The sequence below is a fragment of the Cellulomonas sp. PhB150 genome, assembly GCF_003755175.1.
Taxonomy (GTDB): Bacteria; Actinomycetota; Actinomycetes; order Actinomycetales; family Cellulomonadaceae; genus Cellulomonas.
Genome location: NZ_RKHX01000002.1, coordinates 500,029 through 524,963 on the forward strand (window position 1 = coordinate 500,029; position 24,935 = coordinate 524,963).

At 74.2% G+C, this 24,935-nt stretch carries 20 protein-coding genes; 13 read left to right on the top strand and 7 right to left on the bottom strand.

From position 1 onward, the window contains the following. The first annotated feature begins 1 nt into the window (after position 1). Positions 2 to 451 (top strand): hypothetical protein, encoded by a 450-nt coding sequence (locus EDF34_RS09720; RefSeq protein WP_123371144.1) that lies wholly within the window; start codon positions 2 to 4, stop codon positions 449 to 451. A gap of 1 nt (position 452) precedes the next feature. Here EDF34_RS09720 and EDF34_RS09725 read toward each other — a convergent pair whose 3' ends face one another. Further along, on the bottom strand, positions 453 to 1,598 hold the full coding sequence (locus EDF34_RS09725) for a winged helix DNA-binding domain-containing protein (RefSeq protein WP_123371145.1): 1,146 nt from the start codon (positions 1,596 to 1,598) through the stop codon (positions 453 to 455). A gap of 34 nt (positions 1,599 to 1,632) precedes the next feature. Continuing rightward, the gene (locus tag EDF34_RS09730) at positions 1,633 to 2,214 is read right to left on the bottom strand and encodes a TetR/AcrR family transcriptional regulator (RefSeq protein WP_123371146.1); all 582 of its coding nucleotides are present in this window, start codon (positions 2,212 to 2,214) and stop codon (positions 1,633 to 1,635) included. A 75-nt stretch (positions 2,215 to 2,289) separates the two neighbouring features. On the opposite strand from EDF34_RS09730, the gene EDF34_RS09735 reads away from it, so the two are divergent. The 3 genes from EDF34_RS09735 (at position 2,290) to EDF34_RS09745 (ending at position 7,691) form a co-directional block, all read left to right on the top strand. Next, positions 2,290 to 2,691: a hypothetical protein gene (locus tag EDF34_RS09735; protein ID WP_233575295.1), complete on the top strand. Its 402-nt coding sequence runs from the start codon at positions 2,290 to 2,292 to the stop codon at positions 2,689 to 2,691. 72 nt (positions 2,692 to 2,763) lie between these two features. Next, the gene (locus tag EDF34_RS09740) at positions 2,764 to 5,448 is read left to right on the top strand and encodes a DNA translocase FtsK (protein WP_123371147.1); all 2,685 of its coding nucleotides are present in this window, start codon (positions 2,764 to 2,766) and stop codon (positions 5,446 to 5,448) included. Further along, positions 5,445 to 7,691: a bifunctional diguanylate cyclase/phosphodiesterase gene (locus tag EDF34_RS09745; RefSeq protein WP_233575296.1), complete on the top strand. Its 2,247-nt coding sequence runs from the start codon at positions 5,445 to 5,447 to the stop codon at positions 7,689 to 7,691. The genes EDF34_RS09740 and EDF34_RS09745 overlap by 4 nt, the downstream gene beginning before the upstream one ends. 3 nt (positions 7,692 to 7,694) lie before the next feature. On the opposite strand, the gene EDF34_RS09750 is transcribed toward EDF34_RS09745, so the two are convergent. Then, the gene (locus tag EDF34_RS09750; RefSeq protein WP_123371149.1) at positions 7,695 to 8,999 is read right to left on the bottom strand and encodes a CapA family protein; all 1,305 of its coding nucleotides are present in this window, start codon (positions 8,997 to 8,999) and stop codon (positions 7,695 to 7,697) included. A 52-nt stretch (positions 9,000 to 9,051) separates the two neighbouring features. Between EDF34_RS09750 and pgsA the strand changes: the two genes are divergently transcribed. The 3 genes from pgsA to EDF34_RS09765 all read left to right on the top strand — a co-directional run bounded on the left by pgsA (position 9,052) and on the right by EDF34_RS09765 (position 10,647). Continuing rightward, the gene (pgsA, locus tag EDF34_RS09755; RefSeq protein WP_370450047.1) at positions 9,052 to 9,639 is read left to right on the top strand and encodes a CDP-diacylglycerol--glycerol-3-phosphate 3-phosphatidyltransferase; all 588 of its coding nucleotides are present in this window, start codon (positions 9,052 to 9,054) and stop codon (positions 9,637 to 9,639) included. Continuing rightward, a complete protein-coding gene (locus tag EDF34_RS09760; RefSeq protein ID WP_123371151.1) occupies positions 9,640 to 10,119 on the top strand; it encodes a CinA family protein in 480 nt (159 codons plus the stop codon). A gap of 186 nt (positions 10,120 to 10,305) precedes the next feature. Beyond that, entirely contained in the window at positions 10,306 to 10,647 is a 342-nt protein-coding gene (locus EDF34_RS09765; protein ID WP_123371152.1) for a helix-turn-helix domain-containing protein, read from the top strand. A gap of 75 nt (positions 10,648 to 10,722) precedes the next feature. On the opposite strand, the gene EDF34_RS09770 is transcribed toward EDF34_RS09765, so the two are convergent. Both EDF34_RS09770 and EDF34_RS09775 read right to left on the bottom strand, forming a co-directional pair. Then, positions 10,723 to 11,481: a DNA-formamidopyrimidine glycosylase family protein gene (locus EDF34_RS09770; protein WP_123371153.1), complete on the bottom strand. Its 759-nt coding sequence runs from the start codon at positions 11,479 to 11,481 to the stop codon at positions 10,723 to 10,725. Next, the gene (locus EDF34_RS09775; RefSeq protein ID WP_123371154.1) at positions 11,482 to 16,479 is read right to left on the bottom strand and encodes an ATP-dependent helicase; all 4,998 of its coding nucleotides are present in this window, start codon (positions 16,477 to 16,479) and stop codon (positions 11,482 to 11,484) included. A 59-nt stretch (positions 16,480 to 16,538) separates the two neighbouring features. Between EDF34_RS09775 and EDF34_RS09780 the strand changes: the two genes are divergently transcribed. The 6 genes from EDF34_RS09780 to rny all read left to right on the top strand — a co-directional run bounded on the left by EDF34_RS09780 (position 16,539) and on the right by rny (position 23,339). Then, positions 16,539 to 16,772: a DUF3046 domain-containing protein gene (locus EDF34_RS09780; RefSeq protein ID WP_123371155.1), complete on the top strand. Its 234-nt coding sequence runs from the start codon at positions 16,539 to 16,541 to the stop codon at positions 16,770 to 16,772. Then, on the top strand, positions 16,769 to 18,883 hold the full coding sequence (locus EDF34_RS09785) for an alkaline phosphatase family protein (protein WP_123371156.1): 2,115 nt from the start codon (positions 16,769 to 16,771) through the stop codon (positions 18,881 to 18,883). The genes EDF34_RS09780 and EDF34_RS09785 overlap by 4 nt, the downstream gene beginning before the upstream one ends. After that, on the top strand, positions 18,880 to 19,644 hold the full coding sequence (locus tag EDF34_RS09790; protein WP_123371157.1) for an MBL fold metallo-hydrolase: 765 nt from the start codon (positions 18,880 to 18,882) through the stop codon (positions 19,642 to 19,644). Before EDF34_RS09785 ends, EDF34_RS09790 begins: the two co-directional genes overlap by 4 nt. A 248-nt stretch (positions 19,645 to 19,892) precedes the next feature. Beyond that, positions 19,893 to 20,933 carry a recombinase RecA gene (gene recA, locus EDF34_RS09795; protein WP_118765759.1) on the top strand — a complete coding sequence of 347 codons (1,041 nt, stop codon included), beginning with the start codon at positions 19,893 to 19,895 and terminating at the stop codon, positions 20,931 to 20,933. Between the two features lie 13 nt (positions 20,934 to 20,946). Further along, positions 20,947 to 21,657 (top strand): regulatory protein RecX, encoded by a 711-nt coding sequence (locus tag EDF34_RS09800; protein WP_233575297.1) that lies wholly within the window; start codon positions 20,947 to 20,949, stop codon positions 21,655 to 21,657. A gap of 143 nt (positions 21,658 to 21,800) precedes the next feature. After that, on the top strand, positions 21,801 to 23,339 hold the full coding sequence (rny, locus tag EDF34_RS09805) for a ribonuclease Y (RefSeq protein ID WP_233575298.1): 1,539 nt from the start codon (positions 21,801 to 21,803) through the stop codon (positions 23,337 to 23,339). A gap of 2 nt (positions 23,340 to 23,341) precedes the next feature. Here rny and EDF34_RS09810 read toward each other — a convergent pair whose 3' ends face one another. Together EDF34_RS09810 and EDF34_RS09815 are read right to left on the bottom strand one after the other, a co-directional pair. Further along, entirely contained in the window at positions 23,342 to 24,205 is an 864-nt protein-coding gene (locus EDF34_RS09810) for an amino acid ABC transporter permease (RefSeq protein ID WP_123371159.1), read from the bottom strand. Beyond that, on the bottom strand, positions 24,202 to 24,891 hold the full coding sequence (locus tag EDF34_RS09815; RefSeq protein ID WP_123371160.1) for an amino acid ABC transporter permease: 690 nt from the start codon (positions 24,889 to 24,891) through the stop codon (positions 24,202 to 24,204). Before EDF34_RS09815 ends, EDF34_RS09810 begins: the two co-directional genes overlap by 4 nt. Between the last annotated feature and the right edge of the window lie 44 nt (positions 24,892 to 24,935).

Sequence of the window (24,935 nt, forward strand, 5' to 3'; positions counted from 1 at the left end):
CATGGCCCGTCTCCACGCCTCCGGTGTCGCCCTCGTGGCCGTCCTCCTGCTGGGCGCTGGCACGTGGAGCGCCGTCGCGCACCACGAGACCGACCGCAGGGAGTCGCTCGCCGCGGCGCGCGAGCGAGACGCGGCCGCCCTGATCCACCTGGCGCTCCCGGCAGGTTTCACGCCGGTCGCCTGCGAGGGGTCGACGGGGAAGTACGACCGGTGCTGGCGCGTCGTCGCGCTGCCGGACGAAGCGGTCGACGACGCCGTGCGCGCGCTGAGCACGGCAGGGGGCGACGACGCGACCCGCGACTGCACGGCCAGCGTCGCGGGCTGGCTGATGGGGTGCAACGCCCGGGCAGGAACCGTCGTCCTGGTGGCGACCCGCGACCTCAACGAGGCCTGGACGAGCAGGGCCGACGTCCTCGCCGACACCTCGACCCTGGCGATCGGGCGGTCCTAGCTCACGCGACGTCGAGGCCGCGGAACTGCGCGAGCCGCTCGTGCTCAGCCTCGATCGCGGCGCGCGTGCGCCGTTCCCACGGCAGCCACTCGTCGAGCTCCAGGGCGAGGGTCTTGCCCTTCGCCCGTGGGCGCCAGGTCCCGATGATCTCGCCGTCGACGAGCACGGCGCCCGGCCGGCCGATCGTGGGCCATAGGGCCTTGTGGCGGCCCGCGTCGGGGACGAGCACGCTCCGGTCGCGCGCCTGCAGGTACAGGTCGAACGGGCCGAGCAGGCGGACGACAGGCTCGTCGGGTGGGTCCGCCGCGCGCTCGAGGGCGTCCAGGTCCGAGGCGAGCACGAAGGCCTCCGCGCCGTCGACGGTGACCGCCACGGCGTCGTCGGGCCATCGGGACCGGACGTCCTTCGCGGGGGAGTCGAGGAACGTGGCGACGTCCTTGACGGTCACCGGACCGAGCAGGTGCAGCACGCCGCGCACCTGGTCGAGCGGCCCGTCGTCGTCGGGAACCGCCCGGTCGAGCACGCCGACCTGGCCCGCCGGCCAGCGGGGGATGCGACGCAGCACCGGGGGAGAGGTGTCGGGCTCGAGCTCGAGACCTGCGTGCAGGGCCGCGAGGCGGAACGACATCTCGTACATGTGGGTCGCGCCGCACGGCTCGCACCACCGCACGTAGGGCTCGCCCATCTCGGCCGTCATGCGCGTCGACAGCGCACCCTTGGCCGTCGGTGCCGTCACCACGTCGCGCATCGTGCGCGCGACCTCTCCGATCGCATCGACGACCGGGACGCCGGCCTCCTTGAGCGGACCCGAGGCGTTGAGCACCCGCTTCGCCGCGTCGGCCTCGGAGAACGGTCGCAGCGCCTTCTCGACCGCCGTCAGGTCCGAGCGGCGGTACGCGTGCGGGGCGCCACGCAGCGTCCATGCCAGGGCGAGCTCGCGCGGCCAGTCGTGCGCCCGGACCGGGACCCCGCGCAGGGCCAGGGCCCACAGCGAGCCGTCAGGGCCGGTGTGCTGCACGCCGAGGTCCAGGACCGCGGCGTCGTCGGGCGGCCGATCGGCGCGCGGGGCGCGGTCCAGCTGCTGCGCGTGGACGCGGTACCGCAGCACCTGCGTGCGGCCTACCCGGAGCGCGACGTCCGACACCATCGGTCCACCGTGCCACGACCCACCGACACGGGCCTCAGGACGGCGGCGCGAGGATGGCCGGGCCGGCGGCCTGCAGAGCCTGCTCGAACCGCGAGGCGGCGTCCGCGGACGGCAGCAGCCCGTTGAGCTCGAGCTCGACCAGCCCGTGGACCAGGGCCCAGAGCGTCATCGCGGGCCGGTCGGCCCCGTCCGGCCCGACGAGCGCGGCGACCGCGTCACGCAGCACCAGGAACGTCGCGCTCCGGGTGGCCTCACCGCGTGCGGCCTCCTGCGCTCCCGCCCCGGCCACGCCGAACATCACGCGGTACTCGTGCGGTGCCTCGACGGCGTGCCGGCGGTACGCCAGGCCGAGCTCCAGCAGGTCCGCACCGGGGTCGGGCGTGCGGGGGACGGCGGCGAGCCGCGCCGCGAAGCGCGCGAAGGCAGCGTCACCGACGGCATGGACGAGGTCCTCGCGGCTCCCGAACAGGGAGTAGACCGCCGACGGCGAGGTGCCGACCCGGGCCGCGAGGTCGCGGACCGTCAAGGCCGGAGCACCCCGCGTCGAGACGAGCTCGGACGCGCCGGCGAGCAGGCGCTCGCGCAGCGCGTCGTCATGGAGCCGGGGCCGGGCCATGCGGAGAGTCTAGGGGGTTGACGACGGTTTGCGAACGGTGTTCCATAACAACGTTCGCAAACGGGAGGAACGCCCATGCTCGAGCTCACGGACGCCGCACGGATCACCGCGGGCGTCGTCGCGCTGTCGATCGTCGCCATCGAGTCGGGTGGTGCCTTCATGCTCCGCGTCGTCACCGGGCGCGAGGAGGCCACGGAGTTCCAGAAGAGCTTCTACCGGGCCGGGCACGCCCACGCCGGCGTCCTGGTCACCCTCGGGCTGGTCTGCCTCGTCCTGGGGGAGGCCACCGACCTGGCCGGACTCTGGCGCTGGCTCGCCCAGACCGGCGTGCTCGTGGCGGCGATCGTCATGCCCGCCGGCTTCTTCCTCGCGGCCCTCGGCGCGGGGCGAGAGCGGCCCAACCGGTTCGTCGCGCTGCTCGGCATCGGCGCCGTCCTGCTGGCCGCGGGGTCGCGACGCTGGGCGTCGGACTGCTGATCGGGTGATCGGCGGCCCGACACGCGCACAGGCGCGCCCGTCCCGGCGCCCGTCCCGGCTAGTTTGAGGACCATGGCGACTCGTACGTCCTCCTCAGGCGCCCGGTCCGGCGCGCCGTCGACGGCGCGCGCCACCGGCAAGGCACCCGCGAAGCGGCCCGCATCCACCCGTCCGCAGGGCCGCAAGCCCGCCCCGGCGCCCCGGCAGACGGCGCTCCCCGTGCGCATCGTCAAGGGTGCGTTCATGGGCTGTGCGCACCTGCTCGGCGGCACCGCCCGGCGGATGGGCCACGGCGCGCGCGACCTCGACCCGGCGCACCGCCGGGACGGTCTCGCGTTCACGCTGCTCGCGCTGGCCGTCGTGGTGGCGGCGCGCGAGTGGTGGGCGCTGTCGGGCACAGCGGGCGACGCGATCCACTCGGTCGTGGCCGGCACGTTCGGCCTGGTCGGCGTGATCGTGCCCGTGCTGCTGCTCGCCACCGCGATCCGGCTCATGCGGCACCCCGAGCGCGTCCAGGCCAACAGCCGCATCGGCATCGGGCTCACCGCGATCATCCTGGCGGTCTGCGGGATCGTGCAGATCTCGAAGGGGCTGCCCGGCACCGACGACTTCGACGCCCTGCGCGCGGCGGGCGGCATCGTCGGCTTCGCCGTCGGCGCGCCGCTCGCGACCCTGCTGACCGGGCCTGTCGCGGTCATCCTGCTCCTCCTGCTCGCGTTCTTCGGCGTCCTGGTCGTGACCGCGACGCCCGTGCACCAGGTCGTCCCACGCCTGCGCGGCGGCTACCACCGCCTCACCGGGGGTCGCACCGCGTCCGACGAGGTCGAGGACGACGAGGTCGACGACGACGCACCCCTGGTCATCCAGGCGCTGCACTCGGCCGTCGACGAGCCCGAGCTGCCCGCCCCCAAGCGCCGGCTCGGCATCCTGGGCCGCCGTGCGCGCGCCGAGGAGAAGGACGTCCCGGACGAGGAGCGGCTCGAGGAGTACGTCGGCGACGAGGCGTTCGTCCGCGCGGCGGTCGTCGTGCCGGACGCCGACGACGGCACGGACACGGTCCGCGAGCCCGCCCCGGACACCGTCCCCACCGCCCTGCTCGAGGCCGCCGACCGCACGATCGTCGCCCCCGCCACCACCCCGGTCCCGCGCGGCGAGCAGCCCATGCTCGAGGGGGACGTGCTCTACACGCTGCCCTCGGAGGACTCGCTCGCGAAGGGCGCGCCCCACAAGGTGCGCTCCGCCGCCAACGACCGCGTGGTCGACTCGCTGACCTCCGTGCTCGAGCAGTTCGAGATCAACGCGCAGGTCACGGGCTTCACTCGCGGCCCGACGGTCACGCGCTACGAGGTCGAGCTCGGCAAGGGCACCAAGGTCGAGCGCGTCACGGCGCTGAGCAAGAACATCGCCTACGCCGTCGCCAGCGCGGACGTCCGCATCCTGTCGCCGATCCCGGGCAAGTCCGCGATCGGCATCGAGATCCCGAACACCGACCGTGAGACGGTCTCCCTCGGCGACGTGCTGCGCTCGAGCGCCGCCAAGCGCACCGAGCACCCGATGGTCATCGGCGTCGGCAAGGACGTCGAGGGCGGCTACGTCACGGCGAACCTCGCCAAGATGCCCCACCTGCTCGTGGCCGGCGCCACGGGCGCGGGCAAGTCGAGCTTCGTGAACTCGATGATCGTCTCGATCCTCATGCGCGCCACGCCCGACGAGGTCCGCATGGTGCTCGTCGACCCCAAGCGCGTCGAGCTGACGATCTACGAGGGCATCCCGCACCTCATCACCCCCATCATCACCAACCCGAAGAAGGCCGCCGAGGCCCTCGAGTGGGTGGTGCGGGAGATGGAGGCGCGGTACGACGACCTCGCCAACTTCGGGTTCAAGCACATCGACGACTTCAACACCGCGGTCCGCGCGGGCAAGGTCAAGCCGCTGCCCGGCTCGGAGCGCAAGATCGCGACCTACCCGTACCTGCTGGTCGTGGTCGACGAGCTCGCGGACCTCATGATGGTGGCACCGCGCGACGTCGAGGCGTCGATCCAGCGGATCACGCAGCTCGCGCGTGCGGCCGGCATCCACCTCGTGCTCGCGACGCAGCGTCCATCGGTCGACGTCGTGACGGGCCTCATCAAGGCCAACGTGCCGTCCCGCCTCGCGTTCGCGACGAGCTCGCTGACCGACTCCCGCGTCGTCCTCGACCAGCCGGGCGCCGAGAAGCTCATCGGCCAGGGCGACGCGCTGTTCCTGCCGATGGGCGCGGCGAAGCCGATGCGCACGCAGGGTGCCTGGGTCGCGGAGTCCGAGATCCACGCGGTCGTCGAGCACGTGAAGAAGCAGCTCAAGCCGTCCTACCGGCAGGACGTCACCGTGGCGGCGACCAAGAAGCAGGTCGACGAGGACATCGGCGACGACCTCGACCTGCTGCTGCAGGCCGCCGAGCTCGTCGTCACCACGCAGTTCGGCTCGACGTCGATGCTGCAGCGCAAGCTGCGGGTCGGCTTCGCCAAGGCCGGTCGGCTCATGGACCTGCTCGAGTCGCGCGAGATCGTCGGCCCGTCCGAGGGCTCGAAGGCGCGCGAGGTGCTCGTCCAGCCCGACGACCTCGCGGGCACGCTCGAGATGCTGCGCGGCGCTCCCGCGCAGGATCCGTACGCCACCTCCGACGGCGGCATGCCGGGTGACCCGCCCGTGGCGACAGACTACTTCGACGACGACGAGGGAGACGACGCCGGGCCATGGTCCGGCGGACGCCGGTGACCCACGGGGCCGCCCACGGCGCGCTCGACACGTCGTTCCTGGGCTCGTCGGACACGGTCAGCACGGTTACCAGCGCGATCGGCTGCATCGCGATCATCGCCCTTCTCGCCGTCCTGGTCCTCATGGCCCGCCAGCGCCGCGAGGTGCACCGCGCGAACGCCGCGCTCGCCCTGTCGCGCGAGCTGCGCCACCGGTACGACGCGCTGCAGGCCGTCACCCGCGAGGGCGCGCTGGTGTCGTCGCTGTCCGGCCGGGTGCTCGACATCTCCGAGCGCGCGGCCGCGATCCTCGGTGTCGACGCCGCCTCGTCCGTCGGCCAGCAGATCGGCGACCTGCCGGTCGTGCTGGTCAACGAGATGGGCCTGTCGATGAACCCCGCCGCCGTGCTCGGGCACCGCGGCGGGCTGGGGCACACGGGCTTCACGGTCGACTCCGAGCTCGTCGGCGTCGCGCTGCCGGGCGGCGCGCAGGCGCAGGCGCGCATGGTCCAGGTCGCGAGCCAGCTCGTGCCCGCGGGCGACGGCGACGCCGCGGCGGTGCTGACGACGCTCGTCGACGTCACCGGCCGGCGCGAGGTCGAGGCCGCCCTCTCCCGCAGCGAGACCCAGTTCCGCGTCGCGATGGAGAACGCGCCGATCGGCATGGCGCTCGTCGACCTCGACTGGCGCATCGTCGAGGCCAACGCGGCGCTGGCGGAGCTGCTCGGGACGAGCGTGGGTGCCCTGCGGGGCTACCCGATGGCCGACCTGTCCACGCCCGACACGCGCCCGTCGGAGCGGCTCGAGGTGGACCGGCTGCTGGGCGGCAGCCAGCACCGGTTCTCGCTCGAGAAGCGCTACCAGCGGGCGGACGGGCACCTCGTGTGGGTCGTGCTCGACACCGCCCTCGTGCGCACGCCCAACGGGTCGCCGGACCACTTCGTCGTCCAGGTGCGCGACTCGACCGAGTCCCGCCTGCAGGCCGAGATGCTCACGCACCGTGCGATGCACGACCCCCTGACCGGTCTCGCCAACCGCACGCTGCTGCAGGAGGTCCTGCAGTCGGTGCTCGAGCAGCCCGGCATCGTCGACCGCGTCGCGGTGCTCGCATGCGACCTCGACGGCTTCAAGGAGATCAACGACCGCTACGGGCACGCCGCGGGCGACGAGGTGCTCGTGCACGTCGCGAGCGTGCTGCGGGTGGCGACCGCCCGGCGCGGCACCGTCGCGCGGCTGGGCGGCGACGAGTTCGTCGTGGTCGTGCAGGACGTCGACGGCCCCAAGGCGGTCTTCGAGGTCGCCGCGGCGATCCACGCGGGCCTCGAGGAGCCGGTCCGCGTCGCGCGCAGGCGGCTGAGCGTGGGGGCGAGCATCGGCATCGCGCTCGCCGACCCCGAGGCGATCGAGGGCGGGGCGCCCGCCATGCTGGCCGCCGCGGACGCGGCGCTCTACCGGGCCAAGGCCGCCGGGCGGGGACGCACCGAGGTCTACGACCAGAGCATGAACCGCGGCAGCGGCGCCGACCTGCACCAGGAGCTCGCCGCGGCGCTGGAGTCCGGCGAGCTCGTCGTCTACTACCAGCCGATCGTCGACCTCGGCGACCAGAGCGTCGTCGGCTACGAGGCACTCATCCGCTGGCAGCATCCCTACCGAGGGCTGCTGCTGCCGAACGCGTTCCTCTCGATGGTCCAGGAGGCCGGGCTGGCGGTCGCGCTCGGTCAGTTCGTCGCGCGGCGCGTCGTCGAGGCGGTCGCCGCGATGAAGGACCAGACCCGCTGGGTGTCGGTCAACGTGTCCGCGGACCAGCTCGGCGACGGCGAGTTCGCGACGACGCTGCTCGCCGAGATCTCCCGGCACCGTGTGATGGCGGGGCGGATCGTCGTCGAGCTCACCGAGACCTCGCTCGTCGCGTCCGGCACCCGCATCCGCCACGAGCTGACCCAGCTGTCCGCGGCAGGTGTGCCCGTGCTCCTCGACGACTTCGGCACCGGCGTCTCCCCGCTGTCCTACCTGCGTGACCTGCCGGTCGCGGGGGTCAAGCTCGACATGTCGTTCACGTCCGGCATCCCCGACGACCCGACGGCGGGCAAGATCGCCCGCGCGCTGGGCTCGCTGGCGCGCGAGCTGGCGATGGTCACCATCGCCGAGGGGATCGAGCACGCCGAGCAGGCCGAGTTCCTGCACCGCAACGGCTGGCGCTACGGGCAGGGCTGGCTGTTCGGCAGCGCCCAGCCGGTCAGCAGCGTCCTGGGGACGCAGTCCTGAGCGCTACTTCGTGCGCGGGACGACCGTCGGGGGAGGTCCGGTCGACACGACCGGCTCGGTCCGCTCGGGGGCCTCGGGGCCCGCAGCCTGCGCGACCCGTTCGGTGCGCGCCGCGACCTTCGCCTTGCTGAGGGTCGACGTACCGTCCGCGATGTCCGGCAGCGCGTGCACCTCGTGGCCGCCGAGCCGGTCGACGGTGATGGGGGTCCACTCGACGCCGACGACGCGCGCGGGCCCCGCCTTGCGGCCCTCGGCCTCGAAGGCACCCGTGCTCTCGACGTGCGCCGTCAGCAGGATCCCCGAGTCGGTGTTGTCGACGCAGCAGTCGCCGTCCTGGTTGGACAGGAAGTTGCCCAGGCCGTAGGCGACCCACATCCCCTCGCCGCGCGGCCCGCCCTTCAGCTCCACGACGGGCTGGGGGACGTGCGCGTGGTGGCCGATGACGAGGTCGATCTCGCCGGAGTCGGCCAGCTCTTGGTCGATCTGCTTCTGCTCGGCCGTCGGTGCGGTCTGGTACTCGACGCAGCAGTGGATGCTCGCGATCACCAGGTCGGCGCCGTCCTTGCGCGCCTGCTTGGCCTGGGCGACGAGGGCCGGCACGTCGATGAGGTTCACCGACCAGGGCTTGTCGGCGTCGATCGGCATCCCGTTGGTGCCGTAGGCCGCGGCGATCTGCGCGACGGTGATCGTCTGGCCCGCCCGCTCGAGGCGGTAGAGCTGCGGCTGCTCCTGCTCGGTCGCGGACCGTGCCGTGCCCACGTGGCCGAGTCCGGCGGCGTCGAGCGTGTCCAGGGTCGCCGTGACGCCCGCGAAGCCGCGGTCGACCGAGTGGTTCGACGCGGTCGAGCAGCCGTCCCAGCCCTGCTGCTTCAGCCCGTCGACGATCTGGGCGGGGCTGCCGAAGATCGGGTAGCCGGTCGGCTTCTTGCCCGGCGGCGCGATCGGGACCTCGAGGTGGCAGATCGCGAGGTCGGCAGCCTGGATCCACGGGTCGAGCGGCGCGAGCAGGGGGCTGAAGTCGTAGCCGTCGGCCGTCTTCGCCGAGGCGATGACCGGGAGGTGGGGGAGCACGTCACCCGCCGCGACGATCGTGAACTGCGCGTCCGGGTCGGCCGTCGGGGTGGGCGTGGGCGTCGGGGTCGGCGCGGGGGCGCTCGTGGTGCCTGCGGCCTCCGGCACCCCGCCGGGGGCGTCGTCGGGGCTGCCGAGGCCGAACGCGACGGCGCCCACGCACGCCAGGACCAGCACGAGGGTGGCGACGACGGCGACGAGCTTCGAGCGGCGGTGGGCGCGGACGTGCCTGGTCATGCGCGGGCCGTGGACTTCGATTGCACACCGGGACTCTAGAGTGTCTGGCGTGATCGACCCGCCACGACCGTCAGCCTGGAACGCGGCGAACCTGCTGACGATGCTCCGCATCGCGCTCGTCCCGTTCTTCGCGTGGGCGCTGCTCGCGGACGGCGGCCACAGCACGTCGTGGCGCCTCGTGGCCACCGCACTGTTCGTCCTCGCGGCCGTCACGGACCGCGTCGACGGCTGGCTGGCGCGCCGCAACAACCAGATCACCGACCTGGGCAAGCTGCTCGACCCGATCGCCGACAAGCTCCTGGTGGGCACGGCGCTGGTCCTGCTCTCGGCGCTCGGCGACCTGTGGTGGTGGGTGACGATCGTCATCCTGGTGCGCGAGGTCGGCATCACGGTGATGCGGTTCTTCCTGCTGCGCTACGTGGTCCTGCCCGCCTCCCGGGGGGGCAAGGTCAAGACGGTGCTGCAGTCCGTGGCGATCGGCCTGTACCTGCTGCCGCTCGACGCGCTGCCCGGCTGGGTGGGCGTGGTCGCCGCGCTCACGATGGCCGCGGCTTTCGTCGTGACCGTCGTGACGGGGATCGACTACCTGCGCATGGCCGCGCGCATCCGCCGCGCCGCCGCCCGCCCCCCGGCGCTCTAGGTGGGGGACGCCCGCAGCCTCCTCGACGAGCTGCGCTCGCGCGGCCTGAGCGTCGCGACCGCGGAGTCGCTCACCGGGGGCCTGGTATGCGCGCGGCTGGTCGCAGTGCCCGGCGCGTCCGACGTCGTGCGGGGGTCCGTGGTCGCCTACGCGACCGACCTGAAGGCCTCGGTCCTCGGGGTCGACGAGGCGCTGCTCGCGGCGCGCGGACCGGTCGACGCCGAGGTCGCGCTCGCGATGGCGCGCGGGGTGCGGGCACGGCTCGGTGCCGACGTCGGCCTCGCGACGACGGGCGTCGCCGGGCCGGGACCCGCCGACGGGCACGAGGCCGGGACCGTCCTCGTCGCCGTGTCGACGCCCTGGTCCGACGAGGCCCTCGAGCTGCACGCGCGCGGTGACCGGGAGGCGGTCCGGGGGGCCTCCGTGGACGCCGTGATCGACCTCGCGATCGTGCAGATCACCCGATCGGCCCAGCCCTGACCTGAGACGCGGCTGAGAATCACCCACCCGTCGGGCGGCCCGGGGAACACCGGGACCAGGACAGTCGTTGCAGACACCGTGATCAACACTCGTCCGCCCTCGCGTCCCACCACCCATCGCGTGGGTGGGGCACGGTACGGTGGCATGGCTGTGGTAAACCGGACAGACGCGAGAGGGGGAGCCCCGATGGTCGTACTCCGTCGAGAGATCGGCGACGTGCTGCGGGACGCGCGGCAGCGTCAAGGGCGGACCCTGCGTGAGGTCTCGTCGGCCGCACGGGTATCGCTCGGATACCTGAGTGAGGTCGAGCGCGGGCAGAAGGAGGCGTCGTCGGAGCTGCTGCACAGCATCTGCGAGGCGCTCGACGTCCCGATGTCGCTCATCCTGCGCGAGGTCAGTGACCGCGTCGCAGTCACCGAAGGTCTGCTCATCCCGGACACCGTGCCGATCGACCTGGCAGCGTCGCTCGACGGTGGCGTCGATGCCGGGTGGGCGCGCACGCGGGCCGAGCTCGCACCGATCGGCTAGCAGGCACTCGTTCGACGGGCCGTGGACCTCCGGGTCTGCGGCCCGTCGTCGTCTGGCTCCCGGTGTTGCGTCCCGTCAGGGGCGGGGCTGGCAGTGCGGGCAGTAGAAGATCGGCCGTTCGCGGGGCGGATCGTTCGCCGTGCCCACCGCGATCGGCGTCCCGCACCGGGCGCAGGGCTGACGAAGCCGCCCGTGGACCTTCCCGGGGCGCACGTCGCCGCGCACCGAGCGGCGCATCTGCGTGCGCGCGACGAGCAGCAGGTGCTCGGGATCGGCGACCTCGTCGGCCGGCGTCCACGGCCAGATGTGGTCCGCGAACAGCGACTCCGCGGTGTAGATCGTGCCGAGCCCCGCGACGACGCGCTGGTCGAGCAGCACCTCGGCGACGGGTCTCGAGCCCGCGCCCGCCCAGCGGCGCAGGAGCTCGCCGACGTCGACGTCCGCGCCGAGGATGTCCGGGCCGAGGTGGCCGACGAGCGTGTGCTCCTCGGAGGTCGCGACCACGTCGACCATCCCGAGCAGCCGCCCCACGGCGGTCCACCGCGGTGTGCCGAGGACCGCGCGGACGTCCGGAGCCCGGGCGGCCGCACGCGGGGTGCCCGTCGCGACGACCTGCCACGTGCCGTCCATCCGGAGGTGGGTGTGCAGCGTGCGGCCGTCGTCGAAGCGGGTCAGCAGGTGCTTGCCGTAGGGCTCGGTGCCCAGCACGGTCGCGCCGACGAGGTCGACGGTCGCCACCGAGGGCCAGCGCAGGTCCGCACGCGTGAGCCGCTGGCCGGCGAGCGCGAGGTCCAGGCGCGCGGCCGCCCGTCGCAGGGAGTCGCCCTCGGGCACTCAGGAGCTCCCGAGCCGCAGGCCGCGCGGGGTCGTCGCGAAGCCGGCCGCCACGAGCGCGCGGCCGACCGGCCCGTGCAGCGAACCGCCCGCGAGGACCTCGGCGCCGTCGATGCGGTGGATCGTCAGCCGCCCGACGTGCCGGGTGCGCACCGTCGAGGCGAGCGCATCCGCCGCGGCCCGCAGCGCTGCCTCGCCGTCGGTGAACGACAGCGCGGTCCGGCCGCCGCGCTCGAGGTACAGCGCGAGGGAGCCGTCGACGAGCACGACGAGCGAGCCTGCCTTGCGCCCCGGGCGGTGCCTGCCGCCCTCGGCGACGCGGTCGGCGGGTGGGTCCGGCCACGCGAGCGCGGCGCCGTACGGGTTGGCGGGGTCCGTCGCGGCCAGGACGACGGTGTGGGCCGCCGCACTCGCCCGGCTCTCGCCGTCGAGGCCGTCGGCCACCCGCTCGGCGGCAGCCTGCACGAGCTGCGCGTCGATCCGGAGGCGGTCGACGGCGCCCGGGAGGGCGAACTGGGAACCGCCGAGGCGCTCCACGAAGTAGCCGCGCCGCACCTGGCCGCCCTGCTCGAGCGCGGCGAGCACGCGGTAGACGTCGCCGAACCGCCCGCCGAGGCCCTCCGACGGGGCGATGGCGCGGGTCAGCACGCCGTGCCGGTCGAGCAGCTGGGCAGCGAGGGCGTGGGCCCGCACGGTCGGGTCGAGCTCACGGCCGGGCAGCAGCGACCACCGGCCGCCGGCGGCGCCCGTGCCGCCCGTGGCCGGCGAGGTCGCGCCGGCCAGGCGGACCGTCGCGCGCAGGCCCAGCCGGGGGCGCAGCGCACGGGAGCGAGGCGTCGCGGACCGCGTGCGGTGGGCCGTGGTGCCGGTGCCCAGCCAGGCGCGCAGCGGCGAGAGGCTGTCGTTGGTGACCTGGCCAGCCCACACGAGGTCCCAGAGCGCGGCCGTGACGTCGCCGGGGCCGACGATGGTTCCCGTCGGGTCGCTCGTCGGGTCGCTCGTCGCAGCGTTCGTCGCGGCGTTCGTCGCGGGGTTCGCCTCGTCGGGCAGCTCGTCGATGAGCAGGGCGGCGAGCTCGGCCCGGACACGCTCGGTCAGCGGGCCGACGAACCACGCGCCGCCGCCGGCGAGGGCGGCCCGGACCGCGCGGTGCAGCGGGGTCGACGTGGCGTCGTCCGGCCCGGGCTCGGCGACCGGTGGCAGCGTGAGGTCGGCAACGCTCGTCGGGTGCAGCGAGACGAGCCCGTCGTGCCCGGCGAGCGCGCCGTGGCCCGCCCACAGGACCTCGCCGGCGGAGGTCAGCTCGTCGAGCATCGCGGGGGAGTAGTCCGCGATCCGGGCGGGCAGCACGTGGGTCTCGAGCGCGGACGCGGGCAGGACGCAGCCGGCGAGCTGCTCCACCACGCGCGCCACCCCGTCGACCCCGCGCAGCGAGCCCGTGGCGGACGACCCGGTCGCGCCGGACGGGCCGGACGCGGGCCGCACGCCCTGCCAGCGCGGCAGGAAGACGCCGAGCGCGGCGGGCTCGACGGGCTCGACCTCGGCGCGCAAGGCCGCGAGCGACCGCCGGCGCAGCGTCCGCAGCACGTCCGCGTCGCAGAACTCGTCGCCCGTGCCGCCCAGCACGTCGGGCCGGAGCCGACCCTGCACGAGCACGCCGGACCGCTCGAGCCGGCGCAGCGCGTCCGTCACCACGGCGACGCCCCAGCCGAACCGGGTCGCGGCGGCTGCGGCGGGGAACGGACCGTGCGTGCGGGCGAAACGGCGCAGCAGGTCGGCGACCGGGTCGGGGACGACCTCGGTGAACACCTCGGGCACGCCCACCGGGAGCGCCACGCCGAGCGCGTCGCGCAGGCGACCCGCGTCCTCGATGGCCGCCCACTGCGTCTCCCGGCCGGGTGCCACCCCGCCGAGCCTGACCGAGATGACCCGGCGTGCCGCGGCGAGCTGCTCCAGCCAGGACGGCACCTGGTCGCGCACGTCGGGCTGCACCCTCTCGGCGAGCTCGTCGGCCGTGAGCGGTCCGTGCCGCCGCACGGCGTCGGCGAGCTGCTCGAGCGTGCCCGCCTGCCGCTGCGCGGACCGCCCGCTGATCTCGGCCTCGGTCAGCAGCACCTGGTCCGGGTCGAGCAGGTCGGCCAGCTGGGACTCGCCGCCCTGCCCGAGCAGCTCGGCCAGCAGCGTCGGGTCCAGCGTGAGGGCCGCGGCCCGGCGCTCGGCGAGCGGGGCGTCCCCGTCGTAGAGGAACTGCGCGGTGTAGCCGAACAGCAGCGTCTGCGCGAAGGGCGAGGGCTGGCGGGTGGTCACCTCGACGACGCGGACCCGCCCGGTGCTGACGTCGCGCATGAGCTCGGTGAGCGCGTCGGTGTCGAAGTCGTCCTGCAGGCACTCGCGCACGGCCTCGAGCAGGATCGGGAAGTCGGGGTACTGCGCGGCGACCGACAGCAGCTGCGCCGAGCGCTGGCGCTGCTGCCACAGCGGCTGCCGGCGGTCCGGGCGCCGACGGGGCAGCAGCAGCGCGCGGCTGGCGGCCTCGCGGAAGCGCGCCCCGAACATCGCGGAGGAGCCGAGCTCGGAGCGCACCGCGTCGAGGACCTCGTCGGGCTCGATGAGCAGGTCGGCGAGGCCGATCGCGGGGCCGTCGTCGGGCGCCTCCACGGGGTCGTCGGACCAGCCCGAGCCGGTGTCGAGCACGTCCGGTAGCCGCAGCACGATCCCGTCGTCCGAGTGCATCGCCGCCGCGTCGACGCCGTACCGCTCGCGCAGCCGCGCGCCGATGACGATGGCCCACGGCGCGTGGACGCGGGCGCCGTACGGCGAGTGCAGCACGATCCGCCAGTCGCCGAGCTCGTCGCGGAACCGTTCGAGCACGAGCGTGGTGTCCGACGGGACCTCGCCGGTGGCCTCGCGCTGCTCGGAGACGTAGGTCAGCAGGTTGTCCGCGGCCCACGGGTCGAGTCCGACCCCCTCGACCTCCGCGCGGGCCTCCGCCACGGGCAGCTGCGCGATCGTGCGGACCCAGCCACCCATCGCGCGGCCGAGCTCGGCGGGCCGGCCGGGGGAGTCGCCCTTCCAGAACGGGAGCCGGCCGGGCACGCCGGGCGCGGGGGTGACGAGCACGCGGTCCGGGGTGATCTCCTCGATGCGCCAGGTGCTCGACCCGAGCGTGAACGTGTCACCCGCGCGCGACTCGTAGACCATCTCCTCGTCGAGCTCGCCCACGCGCTTGCCGCCGCGCACGCGCCCACCGCTGGTCTCGGCGTCGACCGGCACGTCGCTCGTCGTCGACCCGCTCGCGAGGAACACCCCGTACAGGCCGCGGTCGGGGATGGTGCCGCCGCTGGTCACGGCGAGGCGCAGCGCCCCGGGGCGGGCCGTCAGGACGTCGGTGACCCGGTCCCAGACCACGCGCGGGCGCAGCTCGGCGAAGTCCTCACTGGGGTAGCGGCCGGCGAGCATGTCGAGCAAGGAGCGCAGCGTCGCGTCGCCGAGGTGGGAGAAGCCGGCCGCCCGCCGCACGACGGTCGCGAGCTCGTCGACCGTCCAGTCCTCGACCGCGACCATGGCCACGATCTGCTGCGCGAGCACGTCGAGCGCGTTCTGCGGCACGGACAGCGCCTCGAGCTGGCCCGTGCGCATGCGCTGAGCCGTGACCGCGGCGGGGACGAGCTCGCCGCGGAACGTCGGGAACATGACACCGCGCGACACCGCGCCGACCTGGTGGCCCGCGCGGCCGATCCGCTGCAGCCCGGAGGCCACCGACGGCGGTGCGCCCACCTGCACGACGAGGTCCACCGCGCCCATGTCGATGCCGAGCTCGAGCGAGCTCGTGGCCACGACGGCCGGCAGCAGCCCGGCCTTGAGCTCGGACTCGGTGCGGGTGCGCTCCGCGCGGCTCATCGACCCGTGGTGCGCGCGCGCCAGGATGGTCGTCGCGTCGCGGGTGTCGACGCCGACCGCGGTGCCGGACTGCGCGGGGACGGCCGCGGGCTGCAGCTCGGCCGGGTCGGGGACGTCGAGACCCTGCCGGGCGGCCCACACCTCGTTGATGCGCGACGTCAGGCGCTCTGCCCCGCGGCGCGAGTTCGTGAAGACGAGCGTCGAGCGGTGCTCGGCGACGAGGTCCACGACGCGCTCCTCGACGTGCGGCCACACCGAGGGCCGGACGAACGAGCCCGCCGCCTCGCCGCTCAGGTCCGGCGCCGGGTCCTCCGTGCGCGTGCCGCCGAGCTCGGTCAGGTCCGGGACCGGGACGACGACCTGCACCTCGATCCGCTTGTCCGACGGCGGCTGCACCACGCGCACGAGGCGGCCGCGCTCGGTCGTCGGGCGCGTGCCGCCCAGGAACTCCGCGACCGCCTCGACCGGGCGGACCGTGGCGGACAGGCCGATGCGCTGCGCGGGTCCCGGGCCGCCGGGGCGGTCGAGCAGCGCGTCCAGGCGCTCGAGCGAGAGGGCCAGGTGGGTGCCGCGCTTGGTCGCGGCGACCGCGTGGATCTCGTCGAGGATCACGGTCCGCACGCCCGCGAGGCCCGCACGCGCGCCGGAGGTGAGCACGAGGTAGAGCGACTCGGGCGTCGTGATGAGGATGTCGGGCGGGCGCACTCCGAACGCACGGCGCTCCGCCGGGGGCGTGTCGCCCGTCCTGATCCCGACCGTCACGTCCGGCAGCTCGACGCCGAGGCGCGTCGCTGCCTGCCGGATCCCGACGAGCGGCGAGCGCAGGTTGCGCTCCACGTCGGTGGCCAGCGCCTTGAGCGGCGACACGTACAGGACGCGGCAGCGCTCCAGCGGGTCGTCCGGCACGGGGCCGGTGAGCAGGCCGTCGAGCGCCCACAGGAACGCCGCGAGCGTCTTGCCCGAGCCGGTCGGCGCCACCACCAGGGCGTGCTCGCCCCCGCTCACCGCCTCCCACGCGCCCTCCTGGGCGGCCGTGGGCTGCGCGAAGGCGCCGGTGAACCAGGACCGGGCCGGGGCGGAGAAGCGATCGAGCACCACGCGGTCATCGTCGCAGGCGCCGCCCACATCCGCCCCGGACAGGTGGCAGGCTGACCCCCGTGAGGTTCAGGGAGTTCTGGCAGCTGGTCGACGAGGTCCTGGGCAGCGCCCACGGCCGCGAGCTGACGCGATCGTTGGTGCTCGGGGGTCTGGACCACCGGACGGCGGTGCAGGCGCTGGACGACGGCGTCGAGCCGCGGTTCGTCTGGCACGCCCTGTGCGACGAGCTCGATGTCCCCGAGGACCAGCGCTGGGGCGCGGACACGCGCCGCCAGGCACCGCCGCGCCGATGACGACCTCGCCGCCCGACCCGCCGCCCACCGGCCAGACGCGGCCGGGCCCCCCGCCGCGCGGCCGCTGGCGGCTCGAGCTCGCCGACGTGGGGGACGCCCTCCTCTCGCTCGCGACCACGGCGCTGGGCCTCGGCATCGCGATCGCCGTCGTCGAGGACGTCGGCGTGCCCGGGGCCGGGCCCGTGATCGCCGCGGCAGCGATCGTCGCCGTCGGCGACCTCGCCCTGCGGCCCCCGATGCTGCTGCTCGCGCGCCGCGCCGGTGCGGGCGGCGCGCTGCTCGTCGGCCTCCTCGCGCAGGTCGCGATCGCGTGGGTCGCGCTCGCGGTCGTCCCCGGCATCGTCGTGGGGTCGGCGTGGGGCTTCGTCGCCGTGCTGGTCCTGACGAGCATCGTCATGGCCGTCGGCCGCTGGCTGTGGGGCGCGAACGACAGCGAGTACGTCGTCGCGGACGTCCTGCGGCGCGCACGCCGGCACGCCCGGCGCACGCGGGGAGCGGTGCCCGACGACGGGTCGATGCAGGCGGGCCTGCTCGTCGTCCAGCTCGACGGCGTCGCGGAGCCCGTGCTGCGCGAGGCGATCGAGGCCGGGCTCGCGCCGACGATGCAGCGCTGGATCGCCGCGGGCACGCACACGCTCGAGCCGTGGTGGGCGCGGATCCCCTCCACGACGCCCGCGAGCCAGGCCGGGCTCCTGCACGGCGACTCGTCGGCCATCCCCGCGTTCCGGTGGTGGGACCGCGAGCTGGGCCGGCTCGTCGTGACGAACCACCCGCAGGACGCCGCGCTCGTCGAGCAGCGCCTCTCGACCGGCGACGGTCTGCTGGCTGGCGGCGGGACGGCCGTCTCGACCATGTTCTCGGGTGACGCCGCCACCTCGTTCCTCGTGATGAGCCGTACGCGCGCGCCCGGTCCCGACGGCACGGGCGCCGGGCTCGGACCGGGACCGGCGTTCCTGCGGTTCTTCGCGAGCCCGTTCGTCCTGGCGCGGGCCGTGAGCCTGACCCTGGGCGAGATGGTCAAGGAGCTCTACCAGGCCCGTCGCCAACGCGTCCGCGACGTGCTGCCGCGCATCTCGCGGTCCGGCTGGTACGTCGTCCTGCGCGGCGTCAGCAACGTGGCGATGCGTGACCTGAACACCTCGCTGGTCGCCGAGGCCGTGGTGCGGGGCGACCCGACGATCTACGTGGACCTCGTCGACTACGACGAGATCGCGCACCACGCCGGACCGACGCGGCCGGAGTCGCTGCGCGCGCTCGAAGGGCTCGACCGGGTGCTCCACGTGCTCGAGCGGGCGATCGCCGTCGCGCCCCGCGCGTACCGGATCGTCGTGCTCTCCGACCACGGGCAGACGCTCGGCGCGACGTTCGAGCAGGTCGAGGGGCGCTCTCTGATCGACACCGTGCGCGCCTTCATGGCCGAGCCGGCAACGGATGGCGTGAGCACCGGCAGCGGCGAGGACTGGGGACCGCTCAACGCCCTTCTGACCAGCGCGTTCAGCAGCCCACGCGCGGTGCTCGGACCGGACGCGTCGCCCGAGGCCACGCGTGCGCGCTCGGGGGCCGAGCTGCCCGACGTGGTCGTCGTCGGCTCGGGCAACCTCGGCCTCGTGTGGTTCCCGCGCGAGCCCGCCAGGCTGACGCTCGAGGACCTGCAGGAGCGGTGGCCGGGCCTCGTCGCCGGCCTCGCGGCCACGCCGCCGGTCGGGGTCGTCGTGGCTGACACGCGCGAGCGCGGGCTGGTGGCGATCGGCGCGAGCGGGATCGTGCTGCTCGAGGGCGACACCGAGCCCGAGGGCGACGACCCGCTCGCCGCGTACGGGCCGCGGGGGCGGGCGGACGTCGTGCGCGCCGCGCGGCTGCCGAACACGGGTGACCTGCTGCTCGTCTCGCGCGTCACACGGGACGGGCACGTGCACGCCTTCGAGGGTCAGGTCGGCTCGCACGGCGGGATCGGCGGTGCGCAGAACCACGCGCTGCTGCTGCACCCGACGCAGTGGGCGATCGACGACGACCTGCGCGAGCGGGTCGGGGGCGACGAGATCCTCGTCGGCGCCGAGGCGGTGCACGCGCAGCTCGTGCGCTGGGCGGCCGCGGCCGGGCTGCGCCCGTGACGCTGCGGGTGCGCTGGCTCGGCCACGCCAGCCTCGTGCTCGACGTCGGTGGCGTCCGGATCCTCACGGACCCGCTGCTGCGCCCGAACGCGCACCTGCTGCGCCGACGTGGCGGCGCGCCCGTGCGCGAGCACTGGGCGGACCCCGCCGCGGTGCTCGTCTCGCACCTGCACCACGACCACGCCGAGCTGGCCTCGCTCCGGCGCCTCCCGGGCACCCCCGTGCTCGCCGCACCCGTCAACGCCCGCTGGCTGCGCGCGCACGACGTCGCGGGCATCGGCCTGGCGGACGACGAGTGGTGGGACGTGCCGGGCTCCGACGTGCGGATCAGGCCCGTGCCCGCCGACCACGGTCACCGCCCGATGCCGCACCGGCCGAACGCGGCGTGCGGGTTCGTGGTCGCGACCCCGACGACGCGCGTGTGGTTCGCGGGGGACACCGCGCCGTACGCCGCGATGGCCGACCTGCCCGGGATGGCGGGCGGGCCGATCGACCTCGCCCTGGTGCCGGTGGGCGGATGGGGGCCGCGCCTGTCCGGTGGGCACATGGATCCCGTGCAGGCGGCGCGCGCGTGCGCGGTCACCGGCGCCGCGGCGGCGGTGCCGGTGCACTGGGGCACCCTGCACACCCCGATCTCCCGGCGCCTGCCGCCGGGATGGATGGACGCCGGCGGGCCCGCGTTCGCGGCCGCGGCGGGGCGCGAGGCGCCGGGGTGCGCGGTGCACGTGCTGCGGCCCGGAGGGCTGCTCGAGCTCGACTGAGTCTCGATCACGTGTTCGACGAGCTTCTCTCGGCGTGTCGCTCGCGTCGAACACCTGTACGGGTATGGTCGTCCCTGGGTGACAGCGATCGAGCCGTCCACAGCCCCGCTCCGGCGTCCGCCGGTGCACAGGCTGGCGAGGGTTCTCGGTCGTGTGTCAGTGGTCGGACATAGCGTCACCCGCAGCGACAACGACCAGCCCCCGCAGGCGCAGCACCAGGCTGCACGAGACGACGAAGGTGGAGCACCATGCCCGCACCGAAGGACCGCGAGAAGGCCCTCGAGGCCGCCCTCAGCCAGATCGACCGCCAGTTCGGCAAGGGGTCGGTCATGCGCCTCGGCGACGAGGGGCGTGCCCCCGTCGAGGTCATCCCCACCGGATCCATCGCGCTGGACGTCGCGCTCGGCATCGGCGGGCTGCCCCGCGGCCGCGTCGTGGAGATCTACGGCCCGGAGTCCTCGGGCAAGACGACCGTCGCGCTGCACGCCGTCGCCAACGCGCAGAAGGCCGGCGGCATCGCCGCCTTCATCGACGCCGAGCACGCCCTGGACCCCGAGTACGCGAAGAAGCTGGGTGTCGACACCGACGCGCTGCTGGTCTCGCAGCCGGACACCGGCGAGCAGGCGCTCGAGATCATGGACATGCTGATCCGGTCCGGTGCGATCGACGTCGTGGTCATCGACTCCGTCGCCGCGCTGGTGCCCAAGGCCGAGATCGAGGGCGAGATGGGCGACAGCCACGTCGGCCTGCAGGCCCGCCTCATGTCCCAGGCGCTGCGCAAGATCACCGGTGCGCTCAACCAGTCCGGCACCACGGCGATCTTCATCAACCAGCTGCGCGAGAAGATCGGCGTGTTCTTCGGCTCGCCCGAGACGACGACGGGTGGCAAGGCGCTGAAGTTCTACGCCTCGGTCCGCCTCGACATCCGTCGCATCGAGACGCTCAAGGAGGGCACCGACGCGGTCGGCAACCGGACCCGCGTCAAGGTCGTCAAGAACAAGATGGCGCCGCCCTTCAAGCAGGCCGAGTTCGACATCCTCTACGGCGTCGGGATCTCCCGCGAGGGCAGCCTGATCGACATGGGCGTCGAGCACGGGTTCGTGCGCAAGTCCGGCGCCTGGTTCACCTACGAGGGTGACCAGCTGGGCCAGGGCAAGGAGAACGCGCGCAAGTTCCTGCGCGACAACCCGGACCTGGCCGAGGAGCTGGACAAGAAGATCAAGGAGAAGCTCGGCATCGGCGCGTTCGTCGACAAGCCGGCCGACGACACGGCCGCGGTCGACTTCTGAGCGTGCGTCGAGCATGACGGCACGGACGTCCGGGCGTCGATCGGCGTCCGGGGCCCGGGTCGGGAGCGGCAGCACGAGCCGCTCCCGACCGACCGGGCACGTGATCGGCTCGGGGATGTCGCCCGAGGAGCGTGACCAGCAGGAGCTCGCTGCGTCGGGCGACGACGAACCCGACGGCGGTGGTCTCGCTGCGGGTGGATTCGCGTCGGACGCCGACGCCGAGGAGGCCGCGCGGGGCATCGCCCTGCGTCAGCTCGCCGCGGCGGCACGCAGCCGGGCTCAGCTCGAGCAGGCGATGGCCAAGAAGCTCGTGCCGGAGCAGATCGCCCGCCGCGTGCTCGACCGGTTCACGGAGGTCGGGCTGATCGACGACGCCGAGTTCGCGGAGATGCTCGTGCGGACCCGCCACGCCGAGCGCGGCCAGTCGCGTCGGGCGATCGCCGTCGAGCTGCGGCGCAAGGGGATCGACGAGGAGACAGCGGCGGCCGCGCTCGAGCAGCTGGACGCCGACGACGAGGAATCCGCGGCCCGCACGCTCGTGCGCCGCAAGCTCGCCTCGGGCGGTTCGCTCGAGCCCGAGGTGCTGAGACGGCGCATCTACGGCGCTCTGGGTCGCAAGGGCTATCCGCCGGGGCTCGTCGCGCGGATCCTGCGCGAGGAGCTCGCCGACGTGGGCGGCGATGGCGACGGAGAAGGTGGCGGGATCGACCTCGACGGCTACTGACGCACGCGACCGTACGGTCCGGGACGAAGGGGACGGCTCCGACGGCCGTCAGTCCACGGGCGCGGCACATCGGCCCTCCGCGCGTGCGGATGGGTCACAATGGCGGTGCTCAGCGGGTCCACCTGCGCCGAGCCGAATCGGAGGTGCCCGTGAAAGACGGCTCGTTGCTCGTCGTGGTCGGGCTGCTCGGTGCGTGCCTGGTCGCGTTGATCCTGGTCCTGGTCGCCCGCCGCGAGGCCTCGGCCCAGCGTGCCCAGGCGATCCAGGACGTCGCGACCATCAAGGACGACGCGCGGGCACTGCTCGCGGACACCCAGCGGCGCGAGGCGCGCCTGTCCGAGCGCGAGGCCACGGTCGCCGCGGAGCGTGCGGAGGTCGATGCCCTCGGCCGGGTCGCCCGCGAGCGTGCCGAGTCTGCCGCCGACGCCGAGCGCCGGGCTGTCCGCGCGCTCGAGTCCGCCGAGCGCGACGCCGAGCGGGTCGTCGCGGACGCGGCCAAGGCGGCCGACGAGGCCACGGAGGCCGCGCGCCGCGGCGCGGTCGACGAGCTCGCGTCCGTCGCCGGACTGACCGCGGACGAGGCCCGTGCCGAGCTGTCGCGCCGGCTGGTCGAGCAGGCGCAGAACGACACGGCCGCGCAGGTACGGCGGATCGAGGCGCAGGCGCGCCGCACGGCCGACGCCAAGGCCCGCCGGGTCGTCGTCGCCGCGCTGCAGCGCACCGCGGTGGCGACGAGCTCGCAGAGCTCGGTCACCGTGCTGCCGTTGCCTTCGGAGGAGATGAAGGGGCGCATCATCGGCAAGGAGGGGCGCAACATCCGCTCCTTCGAGGCGCTGACGGGCGTCAACGTGCTCGTCGACGACCAGCCGGGATCGGTCGTGCTGTCCTGCTTCGACCCCGAGCGGCGCGAGGTCGCGCAGGTCGCGCTCGACGCGCTCATGGAGGACGGGCGGATCCACCCCCAGCGCATCGAGGCCGCGTACGCGCAGGCGCTCGAGGGCGCGGACGACCGCGCGGACGCTGCGGGACACGACGCGGCCGAGCGAGCGGGCGTCGCCGACCTGCACCCGGACCTGGTGCGCACGCTCGGTCGGCTGCGGCTGCGCACGTCGTACGGGCAGAACGTGCTCGAGCACCTGGTCGAGACCGCGTTGCTCGCCGCGGCCCTCGCGGCCGAGGTCGGCGCCGAGGTCGAGCTGACCCGGCGCGGGGCCTTCCTGCACGACGTCGGCAAGGCGCTCACCGCGCAGATGCCGGGCACGCACGCGGCCCTCGGCGGCGACCTGGTCAAGCGGTACGGCGAGTCCGACGTCGTCGTGAACGCCGTCGCGGCGCACCACGACGAGGTCCCGGCGCAGACCGTCGAGGCGGTGCTCGTGCAGGTCGCGGACGCGATCTCCGCGAGCCGGCCCGGCGCGCGGCGCGAGGAGATCGAGCAGTACGTCGAGCGGCTCGACAAGCTCGAGCAGCTCGTCGCTGCCCACGACGGCGTGCGACGCGCGCTGGCGATGTCGGCGGGCCGCGAGGTGCGCGTGCTCGTGGAGCCGTCGGAGGTCGACGACTACGCGCTGCCGCAGCTGGCCGTCGCGATCGCCCGCCACATCGAGGCCGACCTGACGTACCCGGGCGAGATCAAGGTGACCGTCGTCCGGGAGATCCGCGCGAGCGCGACGGCCGGCTGAGCTCAGCCCTTGCCGGTGTCGATCGCCATCGGGGGTGGCGCGGCGCGGGTCTCGCCCGCGGTGCGGCTGCCGAGCCGCGTCGCGAGGAACGAGGCGAGCCGCGTGAGCGCGTAGTTGATGACGATGAAGATCGCGGCCGCGACCACCAGAGCCTGCAGGATGTTGCCCTGCCCGGTGCCGAGCAGGCGCGCCGAGTTGAGCAGGTCCGGGTAGGTGATGATGTAGCCCAGCGCGGTGTCCTTGAGGATGACGACGAGCTGGCTCGCGATCGCCGGGAGCATCGCGATGAGCGCCTGCGGCACCTCGACGGAGCGCAGCGACTGCCCCCGCCGCAGGCCGACGGCCAGGGCCGCCTCTCGCTGGCCGCGCGGCAGGTTGTGCACGCCGGAGCGCACGAGCTCGGCGAACACCGACCCGTTGTAGAAGGTCAGGCCCAGCACGACCGCCAGCAGGGGGACGTCCGAGGCATCGACGATCTTGAGCTGGAGCAGACCCATGTAGAAGAAGATCATCATGAGCAGCACCGGCACGGCGCGGAAGAACTCGACGATCACGCCCGAGACGGCACGCACGGTGCGCGAGCGGGACAGGCGCCCGAGGCCCAGCACGAGGCCGAAGATCGCCGACGTGACGATCGAGATGCCGGCCGCCTCGAGGGTCGAGCGCAGGCCCGGCAGCAGGTAGTCGACCCACGCGTCGGCGTGCAGGAACGGCGTCCACAGGTCGGCGTCGAGCTGGCCCTTCTCCCCGAGCTTGACCAGCACCCACACGCCGATGGCGACGACGACCACCGTCGCGAGGATGTTGACCCACACCATCCGGCGACGGGCGCGGGGCCCGGGAGCGTCGAACAGGACCTGGCTCATCGCGCCACCGCCAGCCGTCGGGACAGCGACGTCGTCGCGAGCCCGATAGGCACCACGATGATGACGAAGCCGAGGGCGAAGACCACGAAGATCGCCAGGATGACGTCGGGCCTGTTCTCGATCATCTCCCGCATCAGCACCGATGCCTCCGCGACCGATCCCGCCGCCGCGACGGTCGAGTTCTTCACGAGCGCGATCAGCACGTTGCCCAAGGGAGCCACCGCGCCGCGGAACGCCTGGGGGAGCACCACGAGGCCCGCGGTCTGGCCGAAGTTCAGCCCGATCGCGCGCGCCGCCTCGGCCTGCCCGGTCGGCACCGTGTTCACGCCCGAACGCAGCGCCTCGCAGACGAACGCCGCGTGGTAGACCGCCAGGCCGAGGACGGCGAGGCGGAAGAAGTTCTGCTGGAACCCGTCACCGAGCGTCACGCCGAGCTGGCCCCACAGCCCCAGCACGCAGCCGACGATGATGATCGTCAGCGGGGTGTTCCGCAGCAGCGTGACGTACGTCGTGCCGGCCCAGCGCAGGCTCGGCACGGGCGAGATCCGCATCAGGGCGAGCACCGTGCCGATCACCAGGGCGAGGATCCCCGCGTAGATGGTGAGCTGGATGTTGACCCAGAACGCCCCGAGGACGTCGTACCCGGTGAACGCCTCACGGACGTCGTCGAGATAGCCCTGCTGCACAGGCGCTCCCTAGCGGTGGTCGGACGGATGGGGGCCGCCGTGCG

Excerpts from the sequence above, each read along its gene's own strand:
- EDF34_RS09730 (WP_123371146.1), bottom strand. The coding sequence starts at position 2,214 with ATGGCCCGGCCCCGGCTCCATGACGACGCGCTGCGCGAGCGCCTGCTC.
- recA (WP_118765759.1), top strand. The coding sequence starts at position 19,893 with ATGCCCGCACCGAAGGACCGCGAGAAGGCCCTCGAGGCCGCCCTCAGC.
- EDF34_RS09735 (WP_233575295.1), top strand. The coding sequence starts at position 2,290 with ATGCTCGAGCTCACGGACGCCGCACGGATCACCGCGGGCGTCGTCGCG.
- EDF34_RS09810 (WP_123371159.1), bottom strand. The coding sequence starts at position 24,205 with ATGAGCCAGGTCCTGTTCGACGCTCCCGGGCCCCGCGCCCGTCGCCGG.
- EDF34_RS09800 (WP_233575297.1), top strand. The coding sequence starts at position 20,947 with ATGACGGCACGGACGTCCGGGCGTCGATCGGCGTCCGGGGCCCGGGTC.
- EDF34_RS09750 (WP_123371149.1), bottom strand. The coding sequence starts at position 8,999 with ATGACCAGGCACGTCCGCGCCCACCGCCGCTCGAAGCTCGTCGCCGTC.
- EDF34_RS09740 (WP_123371147.1), top strand. The coding sequence starts at position 2,764 with ATGGCGACTCGTACGTCCTCCTCAGGCGCCCGGTCCGGCGCGCCGTCG.
- EDF34_RS09785 (WP_123371156.1), top strand. The coding sequence starts at position 16,769 with ATGACGACCTCGCCGCCCGACCCGCCGCCCACCGGCCAGACGCGGCCG.
- EDF34_RS09720 (WP_123371144.1), top strand. The coding sequence starts at position 2 with ATGGCCCGTCTCCACGCCTCCGGTGTCGCCCTCGTGGCCGTCCTCCTG.
- EDF34_RS09765 (WP_123371152.1), top strand. The coding sequence starts at position 10,306 with ATGGTCGTACTCCGTCGAGAGATCGGCGACGTGCTGCGGGACGCGCGG.
- EDF34_RS09725 (WP_123371145.1), bottom strand. The coding sequence starts at position 1,598 with ATGGTGTCGGACGTCGCGCTCCGGGTAGGCCGCACGCAGGTGCTGCGG.